The organism is Pseudidiomarina halophila (assembly GCF_003987215.1).
In the GTDB taxonomy this organism is placed as follows: Bacteria; Pseudomonadota; Gammaproteobacteria; order Enterobacterales; family Alteromonadaceae; genus Pseudidiomarina; species Pseudidiomarina halophila.
In genome coordinates, this window is record NZ_PIPW01000003.1 from 228,419 (window position 1) to 250,121 (window position 21,703).

Sequence of the window (21,703 nt, forward strand, 5' to 3'; positions counted from 1 at the left end):
AATTAAAACGAAACTTTCGGCGCAGCCTGGATCTCTGCACTATCGGCAAATTCCAGTAAGCTGGCATCTTTGCCATGACCGAAGAAACTGGCAAAAACGACCGGCGGAAATGACTGACGGTAGGTGTTATAACTCATTACCGCATCGTTAAACGCCTGCCGGGCAAAGGCAACACGGTTCTCGGTGCTGGTGAGCTCTTCCGAAACCTGCATCATATTCTCGTTGGCTTTGAGTTCGGGGTAGGCTTCCATCACCACATTTAAGCGGCCTAAAGCACTACCAAGTGCAGTTTCTGCGCCACCTAATTCCTGCATGGCACTTGAGTTGCGGGGGTCTTGCGCGGCTTTAGGTAACGCCGCGGCCGCCTGATTGCGCGCCTGAGTCACCGCTTCGAGCGTCTCACGTTCGTGACTCAAATACGCCTTGGCGGTCTCAACTAAATTAGGGATTAAGTCATAGCGCCGTTTGAGTTGCACTTCGATCTGCGCAAAAGCGTTTTCAAATTGATTTTTCAAGCGCACTAATTTGTTGTAGATACTGATTAGGTAAATAAACAAAGCAATGGCAATGATAATGATGATCCAACTGGTACTCATGGACAGCTTCCTCGTTGTTAAGATGTCGCACCGAAAGATGCAACATGCTATGCTTTGCCGTCAATCGCAAGTGAATAATGTGACCACCAAACCATGACCACTACATCTGCCGCTGCTGACGGAAATCTATTTATTGTTGCCGCACCAAGTGGTGCCGGTAAATCCAGTTTAATCCGCGCATTACTGGAACGCCACAATGACGGCAGCATGCAAGTCTCGGTTTCGTGTACCACGCGCGCGCCGCGACCCGGAGAAATCGACGGAGAGCATTACCACTTCCTCGATGTTGCCACGTTTCAGCGTAAAATCGAAGCGAATGAGTTCTATGAGTGGGCAAAAGTCTTCGATAATTACTACGGTACCTCACGAAAGGTCATCGAAGATACCCTCAAAAGGGGCATTGATGTGTTTCTTGACATCGATTGGCAGGGAGCACGACAGGTTCGCGAAGCTTATCCGCAAGCCCAGTCCATTTTTATTATGCCGCCGAGTCTGGCGGTTTTAGAACAACGCTTGCGCAGTCGCGGACAAGATAGCGACGACGTAATTCGCGGGCGTATGGCGAAAGCGCAGGCGGAAATGTCGCATTATCATGAGTTTGATTACTTACTGGTAAATGACGACTTTAATGAAACGCTGACAAATTTTGAACATATCGTGCTGGCGCGTCGCCATCGAATGGCGTTGCAGCAATCACGGCATGCGACTAAACTGAAAGATCTCTTGGCGAACGACGGGTAAATCCGTATAATTCGTGACCCATTTTGCAATTGCAATCTAATTATTGAGTTGGAGTAACTATGGCGCGCGTAACTGTAGAAGAAGCTGTTGATCGTATTGGCAACCGATTTGACCTGGTATTGGTCGCATCGCGTCGCGCTCGTCAACTGGCGATCCAGGGCAAAGACGCTTTGGTGCCGTGGAAAAATAACGAGAAGGCAACTGTTATTGCCTTGCGTGAAATCGAAGAAGGCTTGATTGATGCTGCACGCCTGGACGTTGAAGAGCGTTCGCAGATGATGCAACAAGAATCAGACGAACAGGCAGAGTTTGAAGCGATTCGTGGTGGTGAGTAACGCGGGTGTATCTATTTGAAGGGCTTCGGCAGCAATTAGCCGAGTACTTACCACCTGATCAGGTGCAGCGTTCGGCTGCGGCCTTTAAACTGGCCGCAGAAGCGCATAAAACGCAAAAACGCCATAGTGGCGAACCTTATATTACCCATCCCGTGGCCGTTGCCGGCCTGCTTGCAGATATGCGTCTGGACCATGAGACCATCATGGCGGCGTTGCTGCACGATGTAATTGAAGATACCGAATTTACCCGTGAAGACCTCGCTGAGCAGTTTGGCTCGACGGTTGCTGAGCTGGTTGAAGGCGTATCGAAGCTCGATAAGCTGACCTTTAATTCCAAAGAAGAATTACAGACCGAAAACTATCGCAAAATGATTATGGCGATGGTGAGCGATATTCGGGTGATATTGATTAAACTTGCCGATCGTACCCACAACATGCGCACGATCGGTCACTTGCGCCCTGATAAACGCCGTCGCATCGCCCGCGAAACTCTCGAAATCTATGCGCCGCTGGCGCACCGATTAGGTATCCACGACATTAAAAACGAGCTTGAACTGCTTGGTTTTTATGCCCTTTATCCGTGGCGCGCAAAGTTACTTGAGTCGCAGGTTAAACAGGCGCGTGGTAATCGTCGCGAGCTGGTCGAACGGGTGCGTAAAGAAATTGAAACCCGGTTGCTGGATCATGGCATTCAGGCACGTGTGATTGGTCGCGAAAAGCACCTGTACAGTATCTATCAGAAGATGTTGCACAAAGAATTGCACTTCGAACAAGTCATGGATATCTATGCATTTCGCGTCATTGTTGATGAAGTGGACACCTGCTACCGCGTGTTGGGTGCTTTGCACAACCTGTACAAGCCAATCGAAACCCGCTTCAAAGATTACATTGCGATACCAAAGTCGAATGGTTATCAGTCGCTGCATTCGTCCTTGAAGGGGCCACATGGTATTCCGGTTGAAGTGCAAATTCGTACCGAAGAAATGAATTTAATGGCGGATCGCGGTGTTGCCGCGCACTGGCTGTATAAGACGGAAGAAAACAGTGGTACCACGGCGCAGGTGCGTGCTCGCCGCTGGATGCAAAGCTTGCTTGAGTTGCAGCAAAGCACCGGTAACGCATTTGAGTTCATTGAAAATGTGAAGTCAGAGCTTTTCCCGGAAGAAATCTATGTATTCACTCCTGAGGGGCGCATCATTGAATTACCCCAGGGCGCGACGCCAGTAGATTTTGCTTATGCAGTGCACACCGACATCGGCAATACCTGTATCGGTGCGCGAGTGAATCACAAAGTGTACTCACTGAGTAAACCGTTGGAAACCGGGCAAACCGTAGAAATAAAAACGGCATCGGGCTCACGCCCCAATATTGCGTGGCTGAACTTTGCCGTAACCGGCAAAGCTCGGGCGAAGATCCGCCAATACCTCAAAGGTCAGGAAACCCGCGAAGCTGAACAGCTTGGGGAGCGTCTGCTGCGGGCAGCGCTCGGGCCGGTTAGCTATAATGATATTAAAGAAGAAGATTTTGCGCGGGTGTGTGGTGAAGTAAAAATCGAATCGAAGGCACAATTGCTGCGTGAGATTGGCTTAGGCAATATGATGTCGGTAGCCATTGCCAAGCGTCTGCTTGGTGAAATGCAGCAGGCCAGAGATGAGCAAGTCGTCACCAATAATTACCGTAGTCTCGCCATTAAAGGTGCAGACGGGCTATTGGTCAGCTTTGCTAAATGCTGTCGGCCGATACCCGGCGACGACATCATTGCTCATGTTAGTCCAGGTAAAGGTCTGGTGATTCACCGTAGCGAATGTAAAAACGTGCGTGGCCATGAAGAAGAGCCCGGCCGTTACTTCCCGGTGCAATGGGATAATAAACCCGACGATGAGTTTATTACTGAAGTGCGCGTTGAGGTAGTCAATCACCAGGGCGCATTGGCGAAATTAACATCAAATATTTCCGCCACGGGCTGTAATATTCACGGCCTGAAAACAGAGGAAGTTGATGCCAACATTTACTATATCGATGTGGCGTTGACGGTTCATGATAGGAAGCAACTTGCGGATGTAATTCGTTATATTCGTAAAATGCCTGATGTGCAACGCGTAGCGCGTTTGAGGAAATAACATGTCAAAAGTCATTATTAGTACTGAAAATGCGCCGGCGGCAATCGGCACCTATTCACAAGCGGTGAAAATCGGCACGACAGTTTATTTATCCGGCCAGATCCCACTTGAACCTGAAACCATGGAGTTCGTTAGTGAGGATTTCCGTGCCCAGGCGGTGCAAGTATTTAAAAACCTCGCGGCTGTTTGTGAAGCTGCAGGTGGTGAATTGCAGGATATGGTTAAATTACAGATCTACCTTATCGATCTTGGCCAGTTCGCGATCGTCAATGAGGTGATGGCTGAATTTTTCAACACGCCATACCCTGCTCGCGCAGCCATCGGCGTCAAAGCTCTGCCGAAGGGTGCGCAAATTGAAATTGACGGCGTTATGGAATTACCGAGCACCGATTAAGTGGTGCTCGGTTCGAGTTTCTCGCGGCCTTCTAACGGCTTACGCCAGATAATCATCGCAATAGCTACGGCTCCCAGGATAAAGCAATAACCGGTGTGCACGCTGACTTGAATTGGCGTTAGCCCAAAGCTGGCGCCCATAAAGAGTGCTTGTGCACCATAAGGCAGTGCACCCTGTACCACACAAGCAAAAATATCGAGCAGGCTGGCACTTTGGCGCGGCGCAAGATTACCTTCCTCAGCTAGTTTCTTACTAACTTCACCGGACAGCAAAATCGTCACGGTGTTGTTTGCCACCGCGAAGTTGGTCAGACCGGTGAGTCCGGCAACACCAAATGCGGCGCGCTGCTGTGGCTGCTTGAACAAACGCTTGGTTAGGTTACCGACGGTGCTGGCCAAAAACTTCAGGCCACCTTGCTGGCGAATCAATGCTGACAGGCCGCCAATCAGCAAGCTAAGCAGGAAAATTTCCTGCATGCTGACGAAGCCTTTGTAGATGTCCTGACTAAACGCTACCCATTGGTAATCGACAGTCACCATACCAAAGGCTGCGGCGAGGATGATACCGAGCGTCAATACAGCAAAGACATTAAGCCCCATGACCGCGAGTACGATGATAAAGAAGTAGGGTAGGCTCAACCATAAGTTAGCATCCGGAATTTGTGGTGGTGTTGCGCCAGTGTCGTAACTAACCAACCACAGTATGGTGATGATGGCGGCCGGAATGGAGATTTTCAAATTAGCTTTGAACTTGTCGCTCATGTTGCAGCCCTGAGTGCGCGTTGCTGCAATCGTGGTATCCGAGATAATGGACAGGTTATCGCCAAACATCGCACCACTGACCAGTACCCCTGCCAAGAGCGGGAGGTCGATACCCGATGCCTGACCCAGCCCCAGTGCTACAGGCGCTAGTGCACCCAAGGTACCCATTGATGTGCCCATCGCGGTGGATACTACGGCGGCAATAATAAACAGGCCAGGTAACAGGAAGCTGGCTGGAATAACATGCAGACCAAGGGCGACCATGGCATCAACGCCACCAGTTGCAGCGGCCACTGTAGAAAACGCGCCCGCCAACAGGTAGATCATACACATGGTGACAATGTTGCGGTCGCCAACACCGGCTACGAAGGTGTTAATTCGCTCTTCAAAGGCTTGTTTACTCAGCAGGACGCCAAGAATAATCGCCGGGAGGATGGCGACCGGGCTGGCAAGCTGGTAAAACGCCATCTCTACGCCAGCGAGCTGGAAGTAAATACCTGCGCCAAGAAAGAGTGTAAGAAAAAGTCCAAGGGGAAGTAGCGCACGTGCACTGGCAGATTCTGTCATGGTACAGCCAACCTTTATTATTAGAGTTAGTTTCGATTTTAGACGTCCAGAAGTTTATATGTCTTAACTTTTGGATGCAATAGCGAAAGCCTATTGGTTGTTGCCAATTACTACGACTTCGTCATACTAGTTATATGTTGTACTAAGGATTACAAAGGATGTCTATGAGTCCCGATGAACTGCACTTGCAATTACGCAATCTGCGCAAAGAAGATTACCCGCAATTAAAAGCATTGATGGATAAGGTGTATACGGATATCGGCGGAAGCTGGGGTGAACACACCATACAAAAGCTGGTGAAAGAATTTCCTGAAGGCCAGATTCTGTTAGAAGATAACGGTCAACTGGTTGGCGTGGCGCTTACCGTGCGGGTGAAGTATGCACGTTTCAGTAACCCGCATACCTACGAAGACTTGATGGATGCACGAGAGAATATTCTCAATGATCGCAAAGGCGACGCGCTGTATGGATTAGACGTACTAATTCATCCTGATTATCGTGGTTTCCGGCTGGGCAGGCGCTTGTATGATGCGCGTAAAGAGCTTTGCCGCCAACTGAACTTAAAAGCCATTTTAGCCGGTGGCCGGATCGTCAACTTCCATAAATACGCAGACGAACTGACCCCCGGGCAATACATTGAAAGTGTTCATCGCCGTGAAATTTACGATCCGATCTTAACCTTTCAGCTGGCCAATGACTTTACTGTGAAGCGCTTACTCGGCAAATATTTGCCTGAAGATAAGCGCTCCGAAGGTTTTGCTACACTGCTTGAGTGGAATAACTTTTTATACGAGCCGTCGGATAATATTTTAGGTAGCCGGATCCGTAACGTGCGTATCGGTGCGGTGCAATGGCAGATGCGTGAAATCGATTCGGTGGAAGAAATGCTCAAGCAGGTGGAGTACTTTGTCGATGCAATGTCGAACTACCAAAGTGACTTTGCCGTCTTCCCTGAATTCTTTAATGCGCCGCTTATGGGGCTAACGGATCAGAGCCAGCAAAAAGATGCGATTCGCTTTCTGGCCGGTTACACGGAACGCTTTAAGCGCGAAATGTCGCAAATGGCGGTCAGTTACAACGTCAATATCATCACTGGCTCGATGCCACTCGACGAAGACGACGTTATCTATAACGTATCCTACTTATGTCGCCGTGATGGCACCGTGGAAGAACAGCGCAAAATACATGTCACCCCGCACGAGAAGCGCGACTGGGTTATCGAAGGTGGCAATCGGGTGCAAGTTTTCGATACTGATGCGGGCAAAATCGGCATCCTTATCTGTTATGACGTCGAATTTCCTGAGCTGGGACGGATCATGGCAACCGAAGGCTTAGAGATTCTGTTCGTACCTTTCTGGACCGATACCCGTAATGCGTATCTGCGAGTGCGGCATTGTGCTCAAGCGCGCGCCGTAGAAAATGAATGTTATGTGGTCACTTGTGGTAGCGTCGGTAATCTGCCGCAGGTGGAAAGTCTGGACGTGCAGTACGCGCAGTCCGCCGTATTCTCACCGTCGGACTTTGCTTTCCCTTATGATGCGATTCTGGCGGAAACGACGCCAAATACCGAGCAGCTGATCTTCTCTGATCTAAACTTAGATGAATTGCGGTATTTACATCACGAGGGGTCAGTGACGAATTTGAAAGACAGAAGAACAGACATCTACGAAGTCACCAGGAAATGGTAAAAAAACAAGAGCGTTATTGGTTCACAGATATTAGTTAGTGGTTGAAACCTAATAACTGATATCTAATAACTAATAACGCAGTTGCATTTTAAGGAGCTATTATGGCTGTGAAACTGATACCACCAGCGGATGAAGCTTACAACTACCCGCTACTTATCAAGCAGTTGCTGTTGTCCGCGGAACGTTATGGCGGCGATAACGAAATTGTTGGCGGCAATAACGGTAAACGTTACAGCTATAGTGAATTCATTGAGCGGGTGCACCGTTTAGCTAACGTGCTGACCGAGGCCGGCGTTAAAGAAGGCGATACCGTTGCCGTGCTGGACTGGGATACTCCACGCTACTTAGAGTGTTTTTTTGCTGTTCCCATGATTGGTGCAGTGCTGCATACGGTAAACGTGCGTCTGGCGCCTGAACAGGTTGTATACACCATGAATCATGCCAAAGATGATCTGGTGTTGGCGCATGACGATTTCCTGCCGTTACTTGCAAAGGTGCAGGGCGAACTGACGACAGTGAAAGGCTATATTCAGCTGAGCGATGAAGCGCAGGCTGCTCCCGCGGGTCTGGAAACTCTGGGTGAGTACGAGGATTTACTTGCCGGCGCCTTAACCGAGTTCGACTTTCCTGATTTTGATGAAAACGCAATTGCCACCACGTTTTACACCACAGGCACTACGGGCAATCCCAAAGGCGTATTTTTCTCCCATCGTCAGCTTGTGCTGCATACCCTGGCGTTAGCGGCGACCACCAGTATGAATGACAACATGCAGCTGATGCAGTCGTCGAGTGTGTACATGCCGATTACGCCAATGTTTCACGTACACGCCTGGGGTGTGCCTTATGTGGCAACCATGATGGGGCTGAAACAGGTTTATCCGGGGCGTTATGAGCCGGCGACACTGCTGAAACTCTTCATGACCGAGAAAGTGACCTTCTCGCACTGTGTGCCAACTATTTTGCAAATGGTGCTGAGTAGTGAGAAAGCGAAAGCCATCGACTTCAGCGGTTGGCAGGTGCTGATTGGTGGCAGCGCGTTGACTGAAGGTTTAGCTAAGGCGGCACTCGAGCGCGGTATTCAGATTTATACGGGTTATGGCATGTCGGAAACCTGTCCACTGCTAAGTACCACCTGGTTACCGCTTGGTGCAGAAGACTTTGATCTTGAACAACAGGTACGTACCCGCGTGAAGACCGGCAAACCTGTGCCCTTGGTGAATATGCGTATTATTGACAGTAATGGTCGCTTCCTGCCCCACGATGGCGAAGCTATGGGTGAAGTAGTCGTACGCACCCCCTGGTTGACCCAGGGGTACTTGCATGAGCCTGAGAAAAGCGCTGAGCTGTGGGAGAATGGCTGGATGCACACCGGCGATGTAGGCAGTATCGATAGCAGCTACACGCTGCAAATTCGTGACCGCATTAAAGATGTCATTAAAACCGGTGGCGAATGGGTGTCGTCGCTGGATATTGAAAACCTGATTAGCCAACACCCTGACATTGAATTATCTGCTGTGGTCGGGTTGCCTGACGATGAATGGGGTGAGCGTCCCCACGCGGTGATCACCGCCCGTGCTGGTGCTGAGGTCGATCATGCGGCAGTGGTTCAACACATGCAGAGCTTTGTTGACGAGGGCTTAATCGAGAAATGGGCAATTCCTGATACCATCAAAGTGGTGGACGAAATTCCGCGAACCAGCGTTGGCAAAGTGGATAAAAAACTGATCCGCAGCCAGTTGCAGGACGACTAAATCAAGCCTTTGATAAATGCGACCACACTTCTGCCCAGGGAGCTGTGGTCGTAACCACCTTCTAGCATAGCAAGCACCCGGCCGCCGCAGTGTCGTTCAGCCATTTCCTTTAGTCTTTTTGCGATCCAGAGATAATCTTCTTCGCGCAGATTAAAATTACCCATGTCATCTTCCGCATGGCCATCGAATCCTGCGGAAACCAGAATGAGTTCAGGTTTGAAATGGTCGATGGCGGGCAACCAGCGGTTTTTAACCTCGGTGCGCCATTCGCTACCACCGGTGCCGGCCGGCATGGGACTATTAATAATATGCGGGCTGATGGTGTCGGCCCCAGTGTCAGGATAGAAAGGGTGCTGAAAGGAAGAGCAAAGCAAAACGCGCTCGTCACCCATGAAAATATCTTCAGTGCCGTTGCCATGGTGTACGTCAAAATCAATGATAGCGACTCGCTCAAGGTCATAATTTGCCATGGCATAGGTTGCCGCCACAGCTATATTGTTAAAAATGCAGAAGCCCATAGCTTGATCATGGGTAGCATGGTGACCCGGCGGGCGTACCACACAAAACGCGCGGGCATTCTCCCCCTGCATGACTTCATCCACGGCATTGATGCCACAGCCCGCAGCATAAAGCGCAGCTTGCAGGGAGCCCGGTGTCATTAAGGTGTCCGGGTCGAGCCAGACGTGGCCTTCGGTCGGTGCTTTGTTGAAGATCTCATTGACGTAATTGACGTCATGGGCGTGATACAACTGCTCTTGCGTTGCGGGGGTACCATCGCGTTGGCTGATAGCCAGTTCCAGTCCGGAGCGAATAATCTGATCATTAATAGCGCTTAACCGCGCCGGTTCCTCAGGATGAATTTCGGTAACCTGGTGTTGCATACAAGCAGGATGACTAAATACAGTGATCGACATATTACGACTCGTCGGTTAAGGCTAGTTTCAGATGAACCTCGCCGGGCTCTTCACTGGGCAGACGCTTAAAGCCTGCCCGCTCAAATACCGTTAACATTTTATTATTTTCCGCGCGGACGTAGGCCACCATATGCGCTAAACCTCGCAACCTGGCGATACGGATCATTTCATCTAACAAGCGGCTGGCCATGCCCTTGCCCTGGTGGATTTCACGGGTGACAAAAGCGACTTCACAACTGTTATCCGCAGGCACGTAGTAGTAACGACCTACGGCTTGTATTTCTGCCGCAGAACCTTTCTGCCGCACGATACACAAGGCTAAATCGGTGGCTTGATCAACACTTACCAGAGTACAGGATTTCTCCCGACTCATTTGCGTAGGCACAGTGTTGTAACGCATTTGCAGGGTTTCTTTCGTATGCGAGTAAAAAAACTCCTGTAACCGGCGCTCGTCACTTGGATTAAGTGGACGTAAATCGTAGAACTCACCTGCGATATTCAGTTCTTTGAAACCAACATCACCTAATTCGGGTACCTCGACGGACTTGATCGTCTGATAGTTGGGTACATGATAGTGCTGGCGTACTTCGTCGAGTAACTGCTGACGAAATTTGGGGTGGGCAACACGGATCAATTCCAGCGCGCGTTCACGGATACTTTTGCCGCGTAGCGACGCGACACCAAATTCGGTGACCACATAATAGACATGGGCACGGGAGGTGGCCACACCCACGCCTTCGGTCAAATGCGGGACGATACGCGAAATGGTACCGTCTTTCGCGGTCGACGGCAGGGCAATCACGGGTTTACCGCCCTTACTCATCGATGCTCCGCGGCTGAAATCGACATGACCGCCGATACCACTGTAGAACTGATGGCCTATGGAATCAGAAACCACCTGACCGGTGAGGTCGACTTCGATGGCACTATTGATGGAAATCATAGTGTCATTGCGGGCAATATTGGCGGGCGAATTGACATATTCACTGGGGTAGAAGCCGATATGAGGATTGCCGTCCACGAAGTCATATAAAGCTTTGCTGCCGATACAAAAGCTGGTCACGGTTTTGTGTTGATGGTACGTCTTCCGGCGGTTATTGATGACACCATTTTGCATAAGTTCCATGATGCCATCGGTAATCATTTCGCTGTGCACGCCAAGGTCTTTATGGTTCCCAAGATAGCGCAACACCGCGTCGCATATATTGCCAAAGCCAATTTGTATGGTAGCGCCATCTTCAACCAGTAAGGACACATACTGACCGATGCGCTCGGTAACCGCATCCAGTTCCGTCGTTGCAATTTCAGGTAAGTCAGCTTCAGCATCGAAGAACGCATCAATTTGGCCTTTGTGAATAAAAGCCTGACCAAAGGTAACCGGCATTTTGGGATTGACCTGAGCGATCACTTTTTTCGCTGAACGTAGTGCTGCCGAAACAATATCGACGGAGACCCCCAGCGAGTGGTAGCCGTATTCATCTGCCGGACTGACCATGATCAGTGCGGCATCCAACGGGAGTATGCCGTCCTGAAACAATGAGGGAATGTCTGACATAAAACAGGGGGTGTAATCGGCACGTCCTTCCGCGACAGCGCGGCGCACTTGCGGCCCGCCTATGAACAGCGTATTCACCTTGAATTGTTGCGTGTATTCGGGTTCTGCCCAGGTGTTATCGCCAAGCGCATACACTTGCACGATTTCAATATCGTGCAAGTGCTGGCTATGGGCACTGAGGTCAGCAATGAGCGCATGTGGCACGGCAGCATGAGAACCAATGAAGATTCGACTGCCTGATTTCAGCAACTGCGGCCAGTGAATGGTTTTGCCTTCACTGCGCAGGCTTCCGTGTTGCGCGCTCATCAGCATATCCTCTTTAGTTGCGGAGTTTATTTTGAGTAGTCAAACACCCAGTTGACGTACATTTCAGTACCAACTTTCAGCGCTGCTTCGTCAGCGTAAAAATAAGGTGAGTGATTACTTGGCGCGGTTGCCGGGTCCTGACCTTCCGGCGTGACGCCCAAGAAAACGAACAATCCAGGCACTTCCAGCGCATAGAACGAGAAGTCCTCAGCGCCAGTGATTAGCGGACTGACAACCACTTTATCGGCACCGGCAACCCGCTTCATAGTAGGCAACATCTGTTCGGTCAGCTCGGCGTCATTCACGGTCACCGGATAGCCTTCGTCGATGTGGACATGCGCTTCTGCACCTGAGCTCTTCGCGGTGTGTTCAGCAGTGGTTTTCAGGTCCTCAAAAATTTGCGCGCGATTATCCATATCGAAGTTACGAATCGTCCCTTCAAGATAAACCTCATCAGGGATAATGTTGTTGCGCACACCGCCATCAACGATACCAAAACTGACAACGGCCGGGCCGTTGGTAATGTTGGTTTGACGACTGATAATAGTTTGCGTGTTATTGATAATTTGCGCTGCTGCAACAATAGGATCTACACCACCCCATGGACGTGAACCGTGGGTCTGCACGCCTTGCACATTGATTTCAAAGCGATCGGCAGACGCCATTAATGGTCCGCTGCGGTAGGCAATATAACCCGTTGGGGCAGAGGAACCGACGTGAATTCCGAATACAGCGTCCGGCTTAAGGTCAGCGAAAAGCCCTTCTTCGAGCATTAACTCAGCGCCGCCTTCTTCACCCTTTGGTGCGCCCTCTTCAGCGGGCTGGAAGATAAACATCACAGTGCCGGCGATGTCTTCGCGCATAGCGGTTAATTTCTCTGCTGCGCCCATCAACATGGCAATGTGCATATCGTGGCCGCAAGCATGCATAACGCCGACTTCTTCACCGCGATATTCAGTGGTTACTCTGGACTTAAAAGGTACATCCGTGCGTTCGGTGACCGGCAGGGCATCCATGTCGGCGCGCAAAGCAACCACAGGACCCGGCTTACCACCTTTTAAAATACCTACCACGCCGGTATGTGCGATGCCTGTTTGCACGTCCATGCCAAGCTCGCGTAAATGTTCGGCAACGATTTTCGACGTGCGGAACTCGCGATTACTCAATTCAGGGTTTTGGTGAAAGTCACGTCGCCATTCGATGACTTGTGACTCAAGGTCCGCAGAAATACGCACGGGATCTTGGGCGAAGCTGGCATGACTTGCCAGCAAACTTGTAACACAGGCTAGCGCCAGAGCGGTAGGTTTCAACATGACAATGTACCTTGCAGGTTTGGGTTAAGAACGTGTCTTGAGTATGCCCTGAACCTTGTTAATTTGCCAATGCGTCTTTGGTCGCAAGTTCAACAAATAATCCGTACTCAGGTAATGGTGCGGTGGCGTGTATTTGCGCGCCCTGATAACTGAAGGCCAGTTGCCAGGCGTGCAGATGCAGATAGGCATGGGGTTCACCGCCATAGCGGTGATCACCAACGATAGGGACACCGAGACTTTTTAGCGCGACCCGTAGTTGATGGGTTTTGCCAGTGCCTGGCTCTAGGCGGTAATAGCGATAGCCGGGACAGAGTGATTCACTGCTAAAATAGGTACGTGCCGGATTCTTTTTACTGTGCAATAAACGCCATCCGCCACGCCGGGATTTTGCCATATCACCGATCACCCAACCTTGCTTTTTCTTTGGTTTTCCAGCGGCAATGGCCAGATAGGTTTTGTTCATTTGTCTATCGGCAAACAGTTGGCTTAACTCTGCCGCTGCGGCTGCATTACGTGCTACCAGCAGCGCGCCGGAAGTAGGCGTGTCGAGCCGGTGGACCGGCCACAGTTCTTCCTGCAATTGGTGGGCCAGCTGATGAACTACGCTTAACTCTTCGGTATTGGCATGCATAGGTGCCCCTGCTGGCTTATTCAACACATAAAAATCAGTATGTTGAAATACTAGGGTTAGCTCGCGCATACCGTTATACTCCTGAACAACAAAAGCGTTATTGGATACTAGATATTAGTTATTAGAAGAACAAAAGCGTTATTGGATACTAGATATTAGTTATTAGAAGAACAAAAGCGTTATTGGATACTAGATATTAGTTATTAGTTGAAACAAAACACCCAATAACTGATATCTAATAACGCTCTAGGATTTTAATATCCAATAACCGATATCTAATAACGCTCTAAGGTTTTAACATCCAATAACTGATATCTAATATCTAATAACTAATATCTAATAACTAATAACGAACTTGGTTTTCTCTATGTCGCCGGAACGATTTGCTCGAATTAATGCACTGCTTGATCGCCGACAGGCCGATCTTACCCTTTGCCTTGAGAGTGTCCATAAAAATCACAATCTGTCTGCACTGATTCGTACCGCCGACGCAGTTGGCCTGCATGAAGTTCATGCCGTCTGGTTTGATCGCCGCGGAAAAGTAAAAGGTGGCACTGCTATGGGCTCACAGCAGTGGGTTAAGGTGCATCATCACCCATCTACTGAGGCTGCCATTGCGCAGCTCAAAGCTGAGGGGAAGCAGGTTCTGGTCACCCAGTTATCTGGTACTGCCATTGATTTTCGTGAGGTTGATTACACTAAGCCAACGGCGATTTTACTGGGTCAGGAAAAGCAGGGGGTATCGGCCGATGCCCTGCGTCTGGCTGACCAGCATATAGTGATCCCCATGGTCGGTATGGCGGAGTCGTTGAACGTATCGGTCGCCGCCGCGGTGATCTTATACGAAGCGCAGCGCCAGCGTGAAGCTGCGGGCTGTTACCAGAGGTCAAATCTGGATCCGGCGGAACGCCATCGGGTATTGTTTGAGGGCGGGCATCCAATTTTTGCCAAGATCTGCCGGCGTAAAAACTTGCCGTATCCTGAGTTGGATGAGCGTGGCCAGATTGTTGCTGACGACGCCTGGTGGCAGGCGGTGAGGTCCAGTTAACTATGGCAACAGAAAGAATGGCGAACCAAGGCTTACATCGTATTCCGCTGTCGGTACTCAAGGGTGTTGGACCCAAGTTGCAGGAGCGGATGGCGAAACTCGGCCTGGCAACCATACAGGATGTGTTGTTGCATTTGCCTTTGCGTTACGAAGATCGCTCACGTATTTATCCTATAGCAGCACTGCAACCGGGAACCACGGCAACGGTTATTGCAGCAGTGGTGAAAGCTGAAGTGGTTTATGGCCGCCGGCGGATGCTCAAAGTAAGAGTTCAGGATGCCAGTGGCGGGCTAAACCTTGTGTTTTTCCAGTTTAGTGCAGCCCAATTAAAGCAGTTTGAGCAAGGTACCCGGTTACAGTTATTTGGCGAAGCCCGGCGCGGTCTGCAGGGCCCCGATATGATTCACCCGGAATACAAAATAATCACCGGAGCGGCGCCGGAACTTGCCGAAAGTTCGCTGACACCTGTGTACCCAACCACTGAGGGAGTGCAGCAGGCCACCTTAAGAAAGATAAGTGAGCAAGCACTAACTTACCTGACCGATAAAGCATTGCCGGAGCTAATGCCTGAGCAACTGCAACCCAACGGCATGGGGTTGGCGGCGGCGATCCGGTTATTACACCGCCCGCCACTGGACGTCAGTTTGGGTGAACTGCAGGATGGGACGCACCCAGCGCAAGAGCGTCTGGCGATGGAAGAGTTGGTTGCGCATCAGTTGAGCCTACTAAAATTGCGCGCCATCAAACAACAGCATCAGGCGCGATCACTGCAACCCCACTCGCAGTTGCAACAAGAGTTTTTGAGTCGCCTGCCCTTTAAGCCAACTGCCGCTCAGCAACGTGTGGTGAATGAAATTCAGCAGGATTTATCTGAACCGATTCCGATGATGCGACTGGTGCAGGGCGATGTCGGATCGGGCAAAACTCTGGTCGCTGCGTTAGCGGCTCTGACCGCAATCGGGCAGGGGTATCAGGTGGCATTAATGGCGCCGACTGAAATACTTGCTGAGCAACACGCGCTGACCTTCCAGCAATGGTTTGCGCCACTCGGCATTCAGGTGGGCTTTTTAATGGGTAAGCAAAATGCCAGACAGCGCAAAGGGAATCTTGCTGCGCTGGCCAGTGGCGAACTTAATATGGTGGTCGGTACCCATGCATTATTTCAGGCTGATGTTGCGTATCACAATCTGGTGCTGGTGATCATTGATGAACAACACCGCTTTGGCGTTCACCAACGTCTTGGCTTGCGTGAAAAAGGTGTGCAACAGGGGTATCAGCCGCACCAGCTGATCATGACGGCAACACCTATACCGCGTACCTTAGCTATGACCGCTTATGCCGATTTAGCCACCTCAATAATTGATGAGTTGCCTCCCGGGCGGACTCCGGTCACCACGGTGGCCGTGCCGGATACCCGGCGTGACCAGGTGATTACCCGGGTGCACGATGTCTGCGTCAAAGAAAAACGCCAGGCCTATTGGGTCTGTACCCTGATAGAAGAATCGGAAGCATTACAGTGCCAGGCTGCTGAAGATAGTGCGAACCAACTTGCTGAAGCGCTGCCGGATCTGCGAATTGGTCTGGTCCATGGTCGCCTGAAAAGCGCCGAGAAAGAAGCTGTGATGCAGGCGTTTAAGGCGCACGAGTTGGATCTGCTGGTAGCGACGACCGTGATTGAGGTCGGTGTTGATGTGCCCAATGCCAGTTTGATGATCATCGAAAACCCGGAGCGGCTGGGGCTGGCGCAATTGCATCAGTTACGCGGCCGGGTGGGGCGTGGCGCCGTAGCCAGTCATTGTGTGTTGCTTTATCATGCGCCGTTATCGAAAACTGCAACCCAGCGATTGGGTGTGCTGCGTGACAGCAACGATGGCTTTGTTATTGCCCAACGCGATCTCGAATTACGCGGACCGGGGGAGTTACTTGGCCAGCGGCAAACCGGGGTGACCGAAATGAAGGTTGCTGACGTAATGAAACATAACTACCTGCTGGATGATGCACAACAGTTAGCGCAACAATTATGGCAGCAGTATCCAGAGACTTCGGAAGCGTTAATTCAACGCTGGTTACCCCGTCGTGACCACTACGCCCAGGCGTAAATTCGTAGTACACTAGGCGTCCATTAATGAAAAGGCAGCATGATGAAAGATTCAAAGTCTGACACCATTGATTTTGGCTACAAGCAAGTTGCTAAAGATGAAAAGCAAGGTCTTGTCGCTAATGTATTTAATTCAGTGGCGCAAAAATACGACATCATGAACGACGTCATGTCGTTTGGTATTCACCGTATCTGGAAACGCTACACCATCGATTGTAGTGGCGTTCGCGCGGGCATGAAGGTGCTGGACATCGCTGGTGGCACCGGTGATTTGACCGCACAATTCTCGCGGCGGGTTGGTCCCAAAGGTGAGGTCGTACTGGCAGATATCAATCAGGCCATGCTCGATGTTGGCCGCGATAAATTGCGCAATAAGGGCATCGTTGGCAATGTCGATTACGTGCAGGCCAATGCCGAAGATTTACCTTTTGCTGATGACACTTTCGATATTATTACCATCGCTTTTGGTTTGCGTAATGTAACTGATAAACAAAAAGCACTGGAATCAATGTTCCGGGTGCTAAAACCAGGTGGCCGCTTGCTGGTACTTGAGTTTTCCAAACCGGTACCGCCAATGTTGTCTCAGGCCTACGATTTCTACTCCTTCAATGTGTTGCCTAAAATGGGTCAACTGGTTGCTGGTGATGCCGAAAGTTATCAGTATTTAGCTGAGTCGATTCGTATGCACCCTGATCAGGAAACCCTGAAAGGAATGATGGAGCAAGCCGGCTATGAACGCGTGACCTACGACAATCTCACTGGCGGCATCGTCGCCTTGCACCGCGGGTTTAAATTTTGATGTTGTGGACTGTGCTACCAACACAATTGGTTGAGAGCTTCGCCAACCATATTCTCCATCTTGATGGACAAACGCCACAGCGTCTGCAAAAGCTTGAGGGGCGCCGTTTACGGCTGTCGTTAAAAGAGCTGGGTAAGCCACTTACCCTAGGGGTAACAGCACAGGGTGTGATGCTCAGCTGGGTCGACGACAGTATCGTTGACTGCCATATCGTAACGGAAATTGCAGTACTGCCGGAGTTACGCGACAGCGCCAATATTACGCGATTGATCAAAGCAGATAAGCTTGATATTGAGGGTGACCCGATGTTGGCGCAGCAGTTAAGCAAATTGTTAACTGATCTTGATATCGATTGGCCGGAGCAGCTGTCGCAACGGCTGGGCGATGTACCTGCACAACTGCTGGTAAATGCGTTTCGTCGCGGCCGTAAGCGCGCAGAGCGATTCCAGGCAGATTCACAGCAGTGGGTCAGGGATGCCTTGGTAGAAGAGCAACACCTGCTGCCGGCGCGCGAGAGATTTATTCAGTTTCAACAGGACATGCAGGCACTGCGTGCCCAGGTCGATAAGCTGGAACGGCACCTCAAAGAGCAGCAAGGTTAACCATGCGAACGAAACGACTGTATCAGATCACCCGTACCTTTTTGCACTATGGCCTCAACGAGCTGATTCCAGCCCGTTGGATGCCATGGTCAGTGCGGCTGGCGCGCTACAGCTTATTCTGGTTACCAAACCGCCATAAAGATAAGCCTGCGGGCATGAGGTTGCGGCTGGCGCTTGAATCGCTGGGGCCGGTTTGGGTTAAATTCGGGCAGATGCTCTCTACCCGGCGTGACCTGCTGCCGCCAGACATTGCACTGGAGCTGGCAAAGCTGCAGGACAAGGTAAAACCATTTCCCGGTGAACAGGCACAACAGCTCATTGAAAAAGCACTGGGACTACGCAGCATTAACGATGCCTTTATCGACTTTTCGGTAACGCCGCTCGCTTCGGCATCCATTGCCCAGGTACACACCGCGACCCTTAGAAATGGCGATGACACAGGCGCTGATGTGGTCATTAAGGTTATTCGTCCCGATATCCGCGGCGTGATCGCTGCCGATTTGCGGTTGATGGAAACCCTGGCCGGCGTGTTGGCTAAACACTTGCCGGATGGGCGCCGGCTAAAACCAAAAGAAGTGGTAAAAGAGTACCGTAAAACGCTACTCGACGAATTAGACTTAGCGCGCGAAGCGGCCAATGCCATACAACTGCGGCGCAACTTTGAAGATTCGAAGTTACTCTATATTCCAAAGGTTTATAGTGATTTCAGTCGCCCGAATATTATGGTGATGGAGCGGATTGACGGCATACCTATCAGCGATGTTGATGCGTTACTCGCTATCGGCGTGGATATGAAAAAGCTTGCTGAGCGCGGGGTGGAAGTGTTCTTTACGCAAGTATTCCGCGATAGTTTCTTTCACGCTGACATGCATCCGGGAAATATTTTTGTTTCGCGCGAGAATCCGCAGGATCCCCAATATCTGGGCATTGATTTCGGCATTGTCGGTACGCTCAATCGTGAAGATAAACGTTATCTTGCGGAGAACTTTTTAGCCTTTTTTAATCGCGACTACCGGAAAGTTGCCGAGCTTCACGTTGACTCGGGCTGGGTGCCTGCACATATTAATGTTGAAGACTTCGAGTCGGCGATTCGGACCGTCTGCGAGCCAATTTTCAATAAGCCGTTGGCAGAGATTTCGTTTGGCCATGTATTAGTGAATTTGTTCAATACCGCGCGACGTTTTGAAATGGAAGTTCAGCCGCAACTGGTGTTGCTGCAAAAAACATTACTTTACGTTGAGGGGCTCGGCCGCACCCTCTATCCTCAGCTCGATCTTTGGCAGACAGCGAAGCCATTTCTTGAGCGCTGGATGAAAGAGCAGTTGGGCTGGCGTGCAGTGTTACGCTCAGTAAAAGAACAAGCGCCATATTGGGCAGAAAAAATGCCCGAGATGCCGAACTTGCTGCACGAATATTTAAGCACGCAAAAGCATCAAATCGAACACCAACAAGCGGCGACACAGGCTCTGCTACGAAGCCAGCGGCAATTCGCCTGGCGCCTTTGGTGGGGAATGACAGGGGCGGCATTGCTGGTAAGCACAACCCTGTTGTGGACCAGTAATCAACCGCTATGGCTGACGTCCGTGAGTGGCGTATTAACAGTCCTGAGTATTGCAATGAGTTGGCGCAAAGCCAGCCACAATTAAATGAGGGTGTTATGGGTATTAGTATTTGGCAACTGCTGATCCTGCTGGTCATTATCGTGCTGTTGTTTGGCACGAAGCGACTGCGGTCGCTGGGTGGTGACTTAGGTTCAGCAATTAAAGGTTTCAAAAAATCAGTCAGTGATGACGAAACCACAAGCAACAATGAACATAAAAAAGTCGACACTAAGTCTGAGCATGACAAGGACAAGGACGCTTAAGCGGTATGTTTGATATCGGCTTCTGGGAGCTGCTATTTGTTGCGCTCATTGGATTGTTAGTTCTTGGACCAGAGCGTCTTCCCGTCGCCCTGCGCGGTTTGCAGCGTGGCATACAGAAGATGAAAAGCTTTGGCACATCGGTGCAGGCTGAATTGAATCATGAGCTGCGCATAAAAGAACTCCACGATCATCTGAAAAAAGCGGAACAAATGGACGTTGAAAAACTCTCGCCAGAGTTGCAACGTTCTATGGCCGAGTTGCGGGAAGCCGCAGCTGGCGTGCAGCGACCCTACGCGAAAAAGCCGAACGCGCAAGATGACGAAAGCGAACCTCCCGCAACCGATGAGTCAAAACCGTCCTCATGAGCCAATCGCCGCTAATTGATCACTTGCTCGAGTTACGGCGCCGGTTGCTTTGGTGCGTCATTGTAGTACTGCTGATTTTCTCGGTTTTTGCAGTTTTTGCCGATGAGCTTTATCGCTACGTAGCAGCGCCGATGCTCGCCAGTTTGCCACAAGGCAGTACGTTAATAGCTACCGACGTCGCAACGCCCTTTTTTACTCCGTTTAAACTTGCGTTGGTCAGTGCTATCGCAGTTGCTGTGCCGATGTTGTTATGGCAGGTTTGGGGGTTTATTGCGCCGGGGCTGTATAAGCGCGAAAAACGTTTAGTGGTACCGCTCATGGTATCGAGCAGTTTATTGTTTTATGCTGGCGTTGCATTCGCTTATTGGGTTGTTTTGCCGCTGGCATTGAACTTTTTGGCAAATTCAGCACCTGAAGGTGTTACGGTCGCGACGGATATCGCCCGGTACCTCGACTTTGTGCTGGCAATTTTTATGGCTTTTGGGATTGCGTTTGAAACTCCCGTAGCGATAATTTTACTGTGCTGGACCGGTGTGACTAACGTCAAGTCGTTGCGCGCCAAACGTCCCTATGTCATTGTCGGTGCGTTTGTGGTGGGGATGATACTGACTCCACCGGATGTTATTTCGCAAACATTATTGGCTATTCCAATGTGGTTGTTGTTTGAACTTGGACTAGTGATTGCTAGTCTATATCAACGCAAGCCACGTGATGCAGATGCAGAGCATGAATAAACTATTGAAGTGGGAATCATTTAAAATGATGAAATTGTTTGGTTTGGGGAGTGTTGTCGGTTGTATCTCGTTGGCAGCTTTAGCAGCTCCAAACGCTATCGCACAAGATGTGTCGCAACAGCAATTGCGCAATTGTGCAAGTATCGAAAATCCGCTACAGCGACTGGTTTGTTTCGATAAACTTGCCGCTGGTGAGGCGCCGGCGCCAGCACAAGAAACTACTGCTGCGCCACAGAACCGTAGTACCATGGAAGATGAATTCGGACGCGAGCACCTTGACGATCCAACCAGCGATCGGCCCGACAAAATTTATGTAAAAATTGCTGATGCACAACGCAATTTTTATGGTAAATGGGAGATAGTGCTCACCAACGGACAGCGTTGGGAGCAGATTGATTCTCGTACGGTTCCGCTTCCTGATGATGCCGAATTCTATATCGAGCGTGGCGTCTTCAACAGCTTCTTCCTTGGTCGTGATGATGACACCCGGCGTATTCGTGTGCGTCGCGTAGAGGACTGAG

At 50.4% G+C, this 21,703-nt stretch carries 21 protein-coding genes; 15 read left to right on the top strand and 6 right to left on the bottom strand.

The genetic code is table 11. From position 1 onward, the window contains the following. Positions 1-2: 2 nt before the first annotated feature. Entirely contained in the window at positions 3-596 is a 594-nt protein-coding gene (locus CWI69_RS10130) for a LemA family protein (RefSeq protein WP_126764092.1), read from the bottom strand. Between the two features lie 93 nt (positions 597-689). Between CWI69_RS10130 and gmk the strand changes: the two genes are divergently transcribed. Genes gmk through CWI69_RS10150 form a run of 4 tightly spaced genes read left to right on the top strand, consistent with a single transcriptional unit; the run spans position 690 to position 4,186 of the window. Continuing rightward, positions 690-1,337, top strand: a complete 648-nt coding sequence (gene gmk, locus CWI69_RS10135; protein ID WP_126764093.1) for a guanylate kinase — start codon at positions 690-692, stop codon at positions 1,335-1,337. A 59-nt stretch (positions 1,338-1,396) separates the two neighbouring features. Further along, positions 1,397-1,672: a DNA-directed RNA polymerase subunit omega gene (gene rpoZ, locus CWI69_RS10140; RefSeq protein ID WP_126764094.1), complete on the top strand. Its 276-nt coding sequence runs from the start codon at positions 1,397-1,399 to the stop codon at positions 1,670-1,672. Positions 1,673-1,677: 5 nt separating this feature from the next. Further along, entirely contained in the window at positions 1,678-3,792 is a 2,115-nt protein-coding gene (gene spoT, locus CWI69_RS10145; RefSeq protein WP_126764095.1) for a bifunctional GTP diphosphokinase/guanosine-3',5'-bis pyrophosphate 3'-pyrophosphohydrolase, read from the top strand. A 1-nt stretch (position 3,793) separates the two neighbouring features. Then, positions 3,794-4,186 carry a RidA family protein gene (locus CWI69_RS10150; protein WP_126764096.1) on the top strand — a complete coding sequence of 131 codons (393 nt, stop codon included), beginning with the start codon at positions 3,794-3,796 and terminating at the stop codon, positions 4,184-4,186. Here the strand turns inward: CWI69_RS10150 and CWI69_RS10155 are convergent. Next, complete coding sequence (locus tag CWI69_RS10155) at positions 4,183-5,514, bottom strand: Na+/H+ antiporter NhaC family protein (protein WP_126764097.1); 1,332 nt, start codon at positions 5,512-5,514, stop codon at positions 4,183-4,185. The two genes, CWI69_RS10150 and CWI69_RS10155, sit on opposite strands and share 4 nt — an antisense overlap. A 164-nt stretch (positions 5,515-5,678) precedes the next feature. Here CWI69_RS10155 and CWI69_RS10160 point away from each other — a divergent pair, with 164 nt between their 5' ends. Both CWI69_RS10160 and CWI69_RS10165 read left to right on the top strand, forming a co-directional pair. Next, positions 5,679-7,202: a bifunctional GNAT family N-acetyltransferase/carbon-nitrogen hydrolase family protein gene (locus tag CWI69_RS10160; RefSeq protein WP_126764098.1), complete on the top strand. Its 1,524-nt coding sequence runs from the start codon at positions 5,679-5,681 to the stop codon at positions 7,200-7,202. 101 nt (positions 7,203-7,303) lie between these two features. Further along, a complete protein-coding gene (locus CWI69_RS10165) occupies positions 7,304-8,953 on the top strand; it encodes a fatty acid--CoA ligase (protein WP_241971092.1) in 1,650 nt (549 codons plus the stop codon). Here CWI69_RS10165 and CWI69_RS10170 read toward each other — a convergent pair. The 4 genes from CWI69_RS10170 to CWI69_RS10185 all read right to left on the bottom strand — a co-directional run bounded on the left by CWI69_RS10170 (position 8,950) and on the right by CWI69_RS10185 (position 13,741). Then, the gene (locus tag CWI69_RS10170) at positions 8,950-9,867 is read right to left on the bottom strand and encodes a histone deacetylase family protein (RefSeq protein ID WP_126764100.1); all 918 of its coding nucleotides are present in this window, start codon (positions 9,865-9,867) and stop codon (positions 8,950-8,952) included. The genes CWI69_RS10165 and CWI69_RS10170 overlap by 4 nt on opposite strands. 1 nt (position 9,868) lies before the next feature. Further along, positions 9,869-11,728, bottom strand: a complete 1,860-nt coding sequence (locus CWI69_RS10175; protein ID WP_126764101.1) for a GNAT family N-acetyltransferase — start codon at positions 11,726-11,728, stop codon at positions 9,869-9,871. A gap of 26 nt (positions 11,729-11,754) precedes the next feature. Then, positions 11,755-13,038: a M20 family metallopeptidase gene (locus CWI69_RS10180; protein ID WP_377094732.1), complete on the bottom strand. Its 1,284-nt coding sequence runs from the start codon at positions 13,036-13,038 to the stop codon at positions 11,755-11,757. A gap of 61 nt (positions 13,039-13,099) precedes the next feature. Beyond that, positions 13,100-13,741: a TIGR01621 family pseudouridine synthase gene (locus CWI69_RS10185; RefSeq protein ID WP_126764103.1), complete on the bottom strand. Its 642-nt coding sequence runs from the start codon at positions 13,739-13,741 to the stop codon at positions 13,100-13,102. Positions 13,742-14,039: 298 nt separating this feature from the next. On the opposite strand from CWI69_RS10185, the gene trmH reads away from it, so the two are divergent. The 9 genes from trmH to CWI69_RS10230 are packed head-to-tail and all read left to right on the top strand — an operon-like array spanning position 14,040 to position 21,702. Beyond that, positions 14,040-14,720 carry a tRNA (guanosine(18)-2'-O)-methyltransferase TrmH gene (trmH, locus tag CWI69_RS10190; protein ID WP_126764104.1) on the top strand — a complete coding sequence of 227 codons (681 nt, stop codon included), beginning with the start codon at positions 14,040-14,042 and terminating at the stop codon, positions 14,718-14,720. A 17-nt stretch (positions 14,721-14,737) separates the two neighbouring features. Beyond that, entirely contained in the window at positions 14,738-16,819 is a 2,082-nt protein-coding gene (gene recG / locus CWI69_RS10195; RefSeq protein WP_126764258.1) for an ATP-dependent DNA helicase RecG, read from the top strand. 42 nt (positions 16,820-16,861) lie between these two features. Beyond that, a complete protein-coding gene (gene ubiE / locus CWI69_RS10200) occupies positions 16,862-17,617 on the top strand; it encodes a bifunctional demethylmenaquinone methyltransferase/2-methoxy-6-polyprenyl-1,4-benzoquinol methylase UbiE (RefSeq protein WP_126764259.1) in 756 nt (251 codons plus the stop codon). Then, positions 17,617-18,219, top strand: a complete 603-nt coding sequence (locus CWI69_RS10205) for a ubiquinone biosynthesis accessory factor UbiJ (protein WP_241971094.1) — start codon at positions 17,617-17,619, stop codon at positions 18,217-18,219. Before ubiE ends, CWI69_RS10205 begins: the two co-directional genes overlap by 1 nt. A gap of 2 nt (positions 18,220-18,221) precedes the next feature. Continuing rightward, on the top strand, positions 18,222-19,865 hold the full coding sequence (gene ubiB, locus CWI69_RS10210) for a ubiquinone biosynthesis regulatory protein kinase UbiB (protein ID WP_126764106.1): 1,644 nt from the start codon (positions 18,222-18,224) through the stop codon (positions 19,863-19,865). 11 nt (positions 19,866-19,876) lie between these two features. Next, complete coding sequence (gene tatA, locus CWI69_RS10215; protein WP_126764107.1) at positions 19,877-20,083, top strand: twin-arginine translocase TatA/TatE family subunit; 207 nt, start codon at positions 19,877-19,879, stop codon at positions 20,081-20,083. A 5-nt stretch (positions 20,084-20,088) separates the two neighbouring features. After that, positions 20,089-20,448, top strand: a complete 360-nt coding sequence (gene tatB, locus CWI69_RS10220) for a Sec-independent protein translocase protein TatB (protein ID WP_126764108.1) — start codon at positions 20,089-20,091, stop codon at positions 20,446-20,448. Beyond that, positions 20,445-21,182, top strand: a complete 738-nt coding sequence (tatC, locus tag CWI69_RS10225; RefSeq protein ID WP_126764109.1) for a twin-arginine translocase subunit TatC — start codon at positions 20,445-20,447, stop codon at positions 21,180-21,182. Before tatB ends, tatC begins: the two co-directional genes overlap by 4 nt. Continuing rightward, positions 21,175-21,702: a hypothetical protein gene (locus CWI69_RS10230; RefSeq protein ID WP_126764110.1), complete on the top strand. Its 528-nt coding sequence runs from the start codon at positions 21,175-21,177 to the stop codon at positions 21,700-21,702. The genes tatC and CWI69_RS10230 overlap by 8 nt, the downstream gene beginning before the upstream one ends. Position 21,703: the final 1 nt, after the last annotated feature.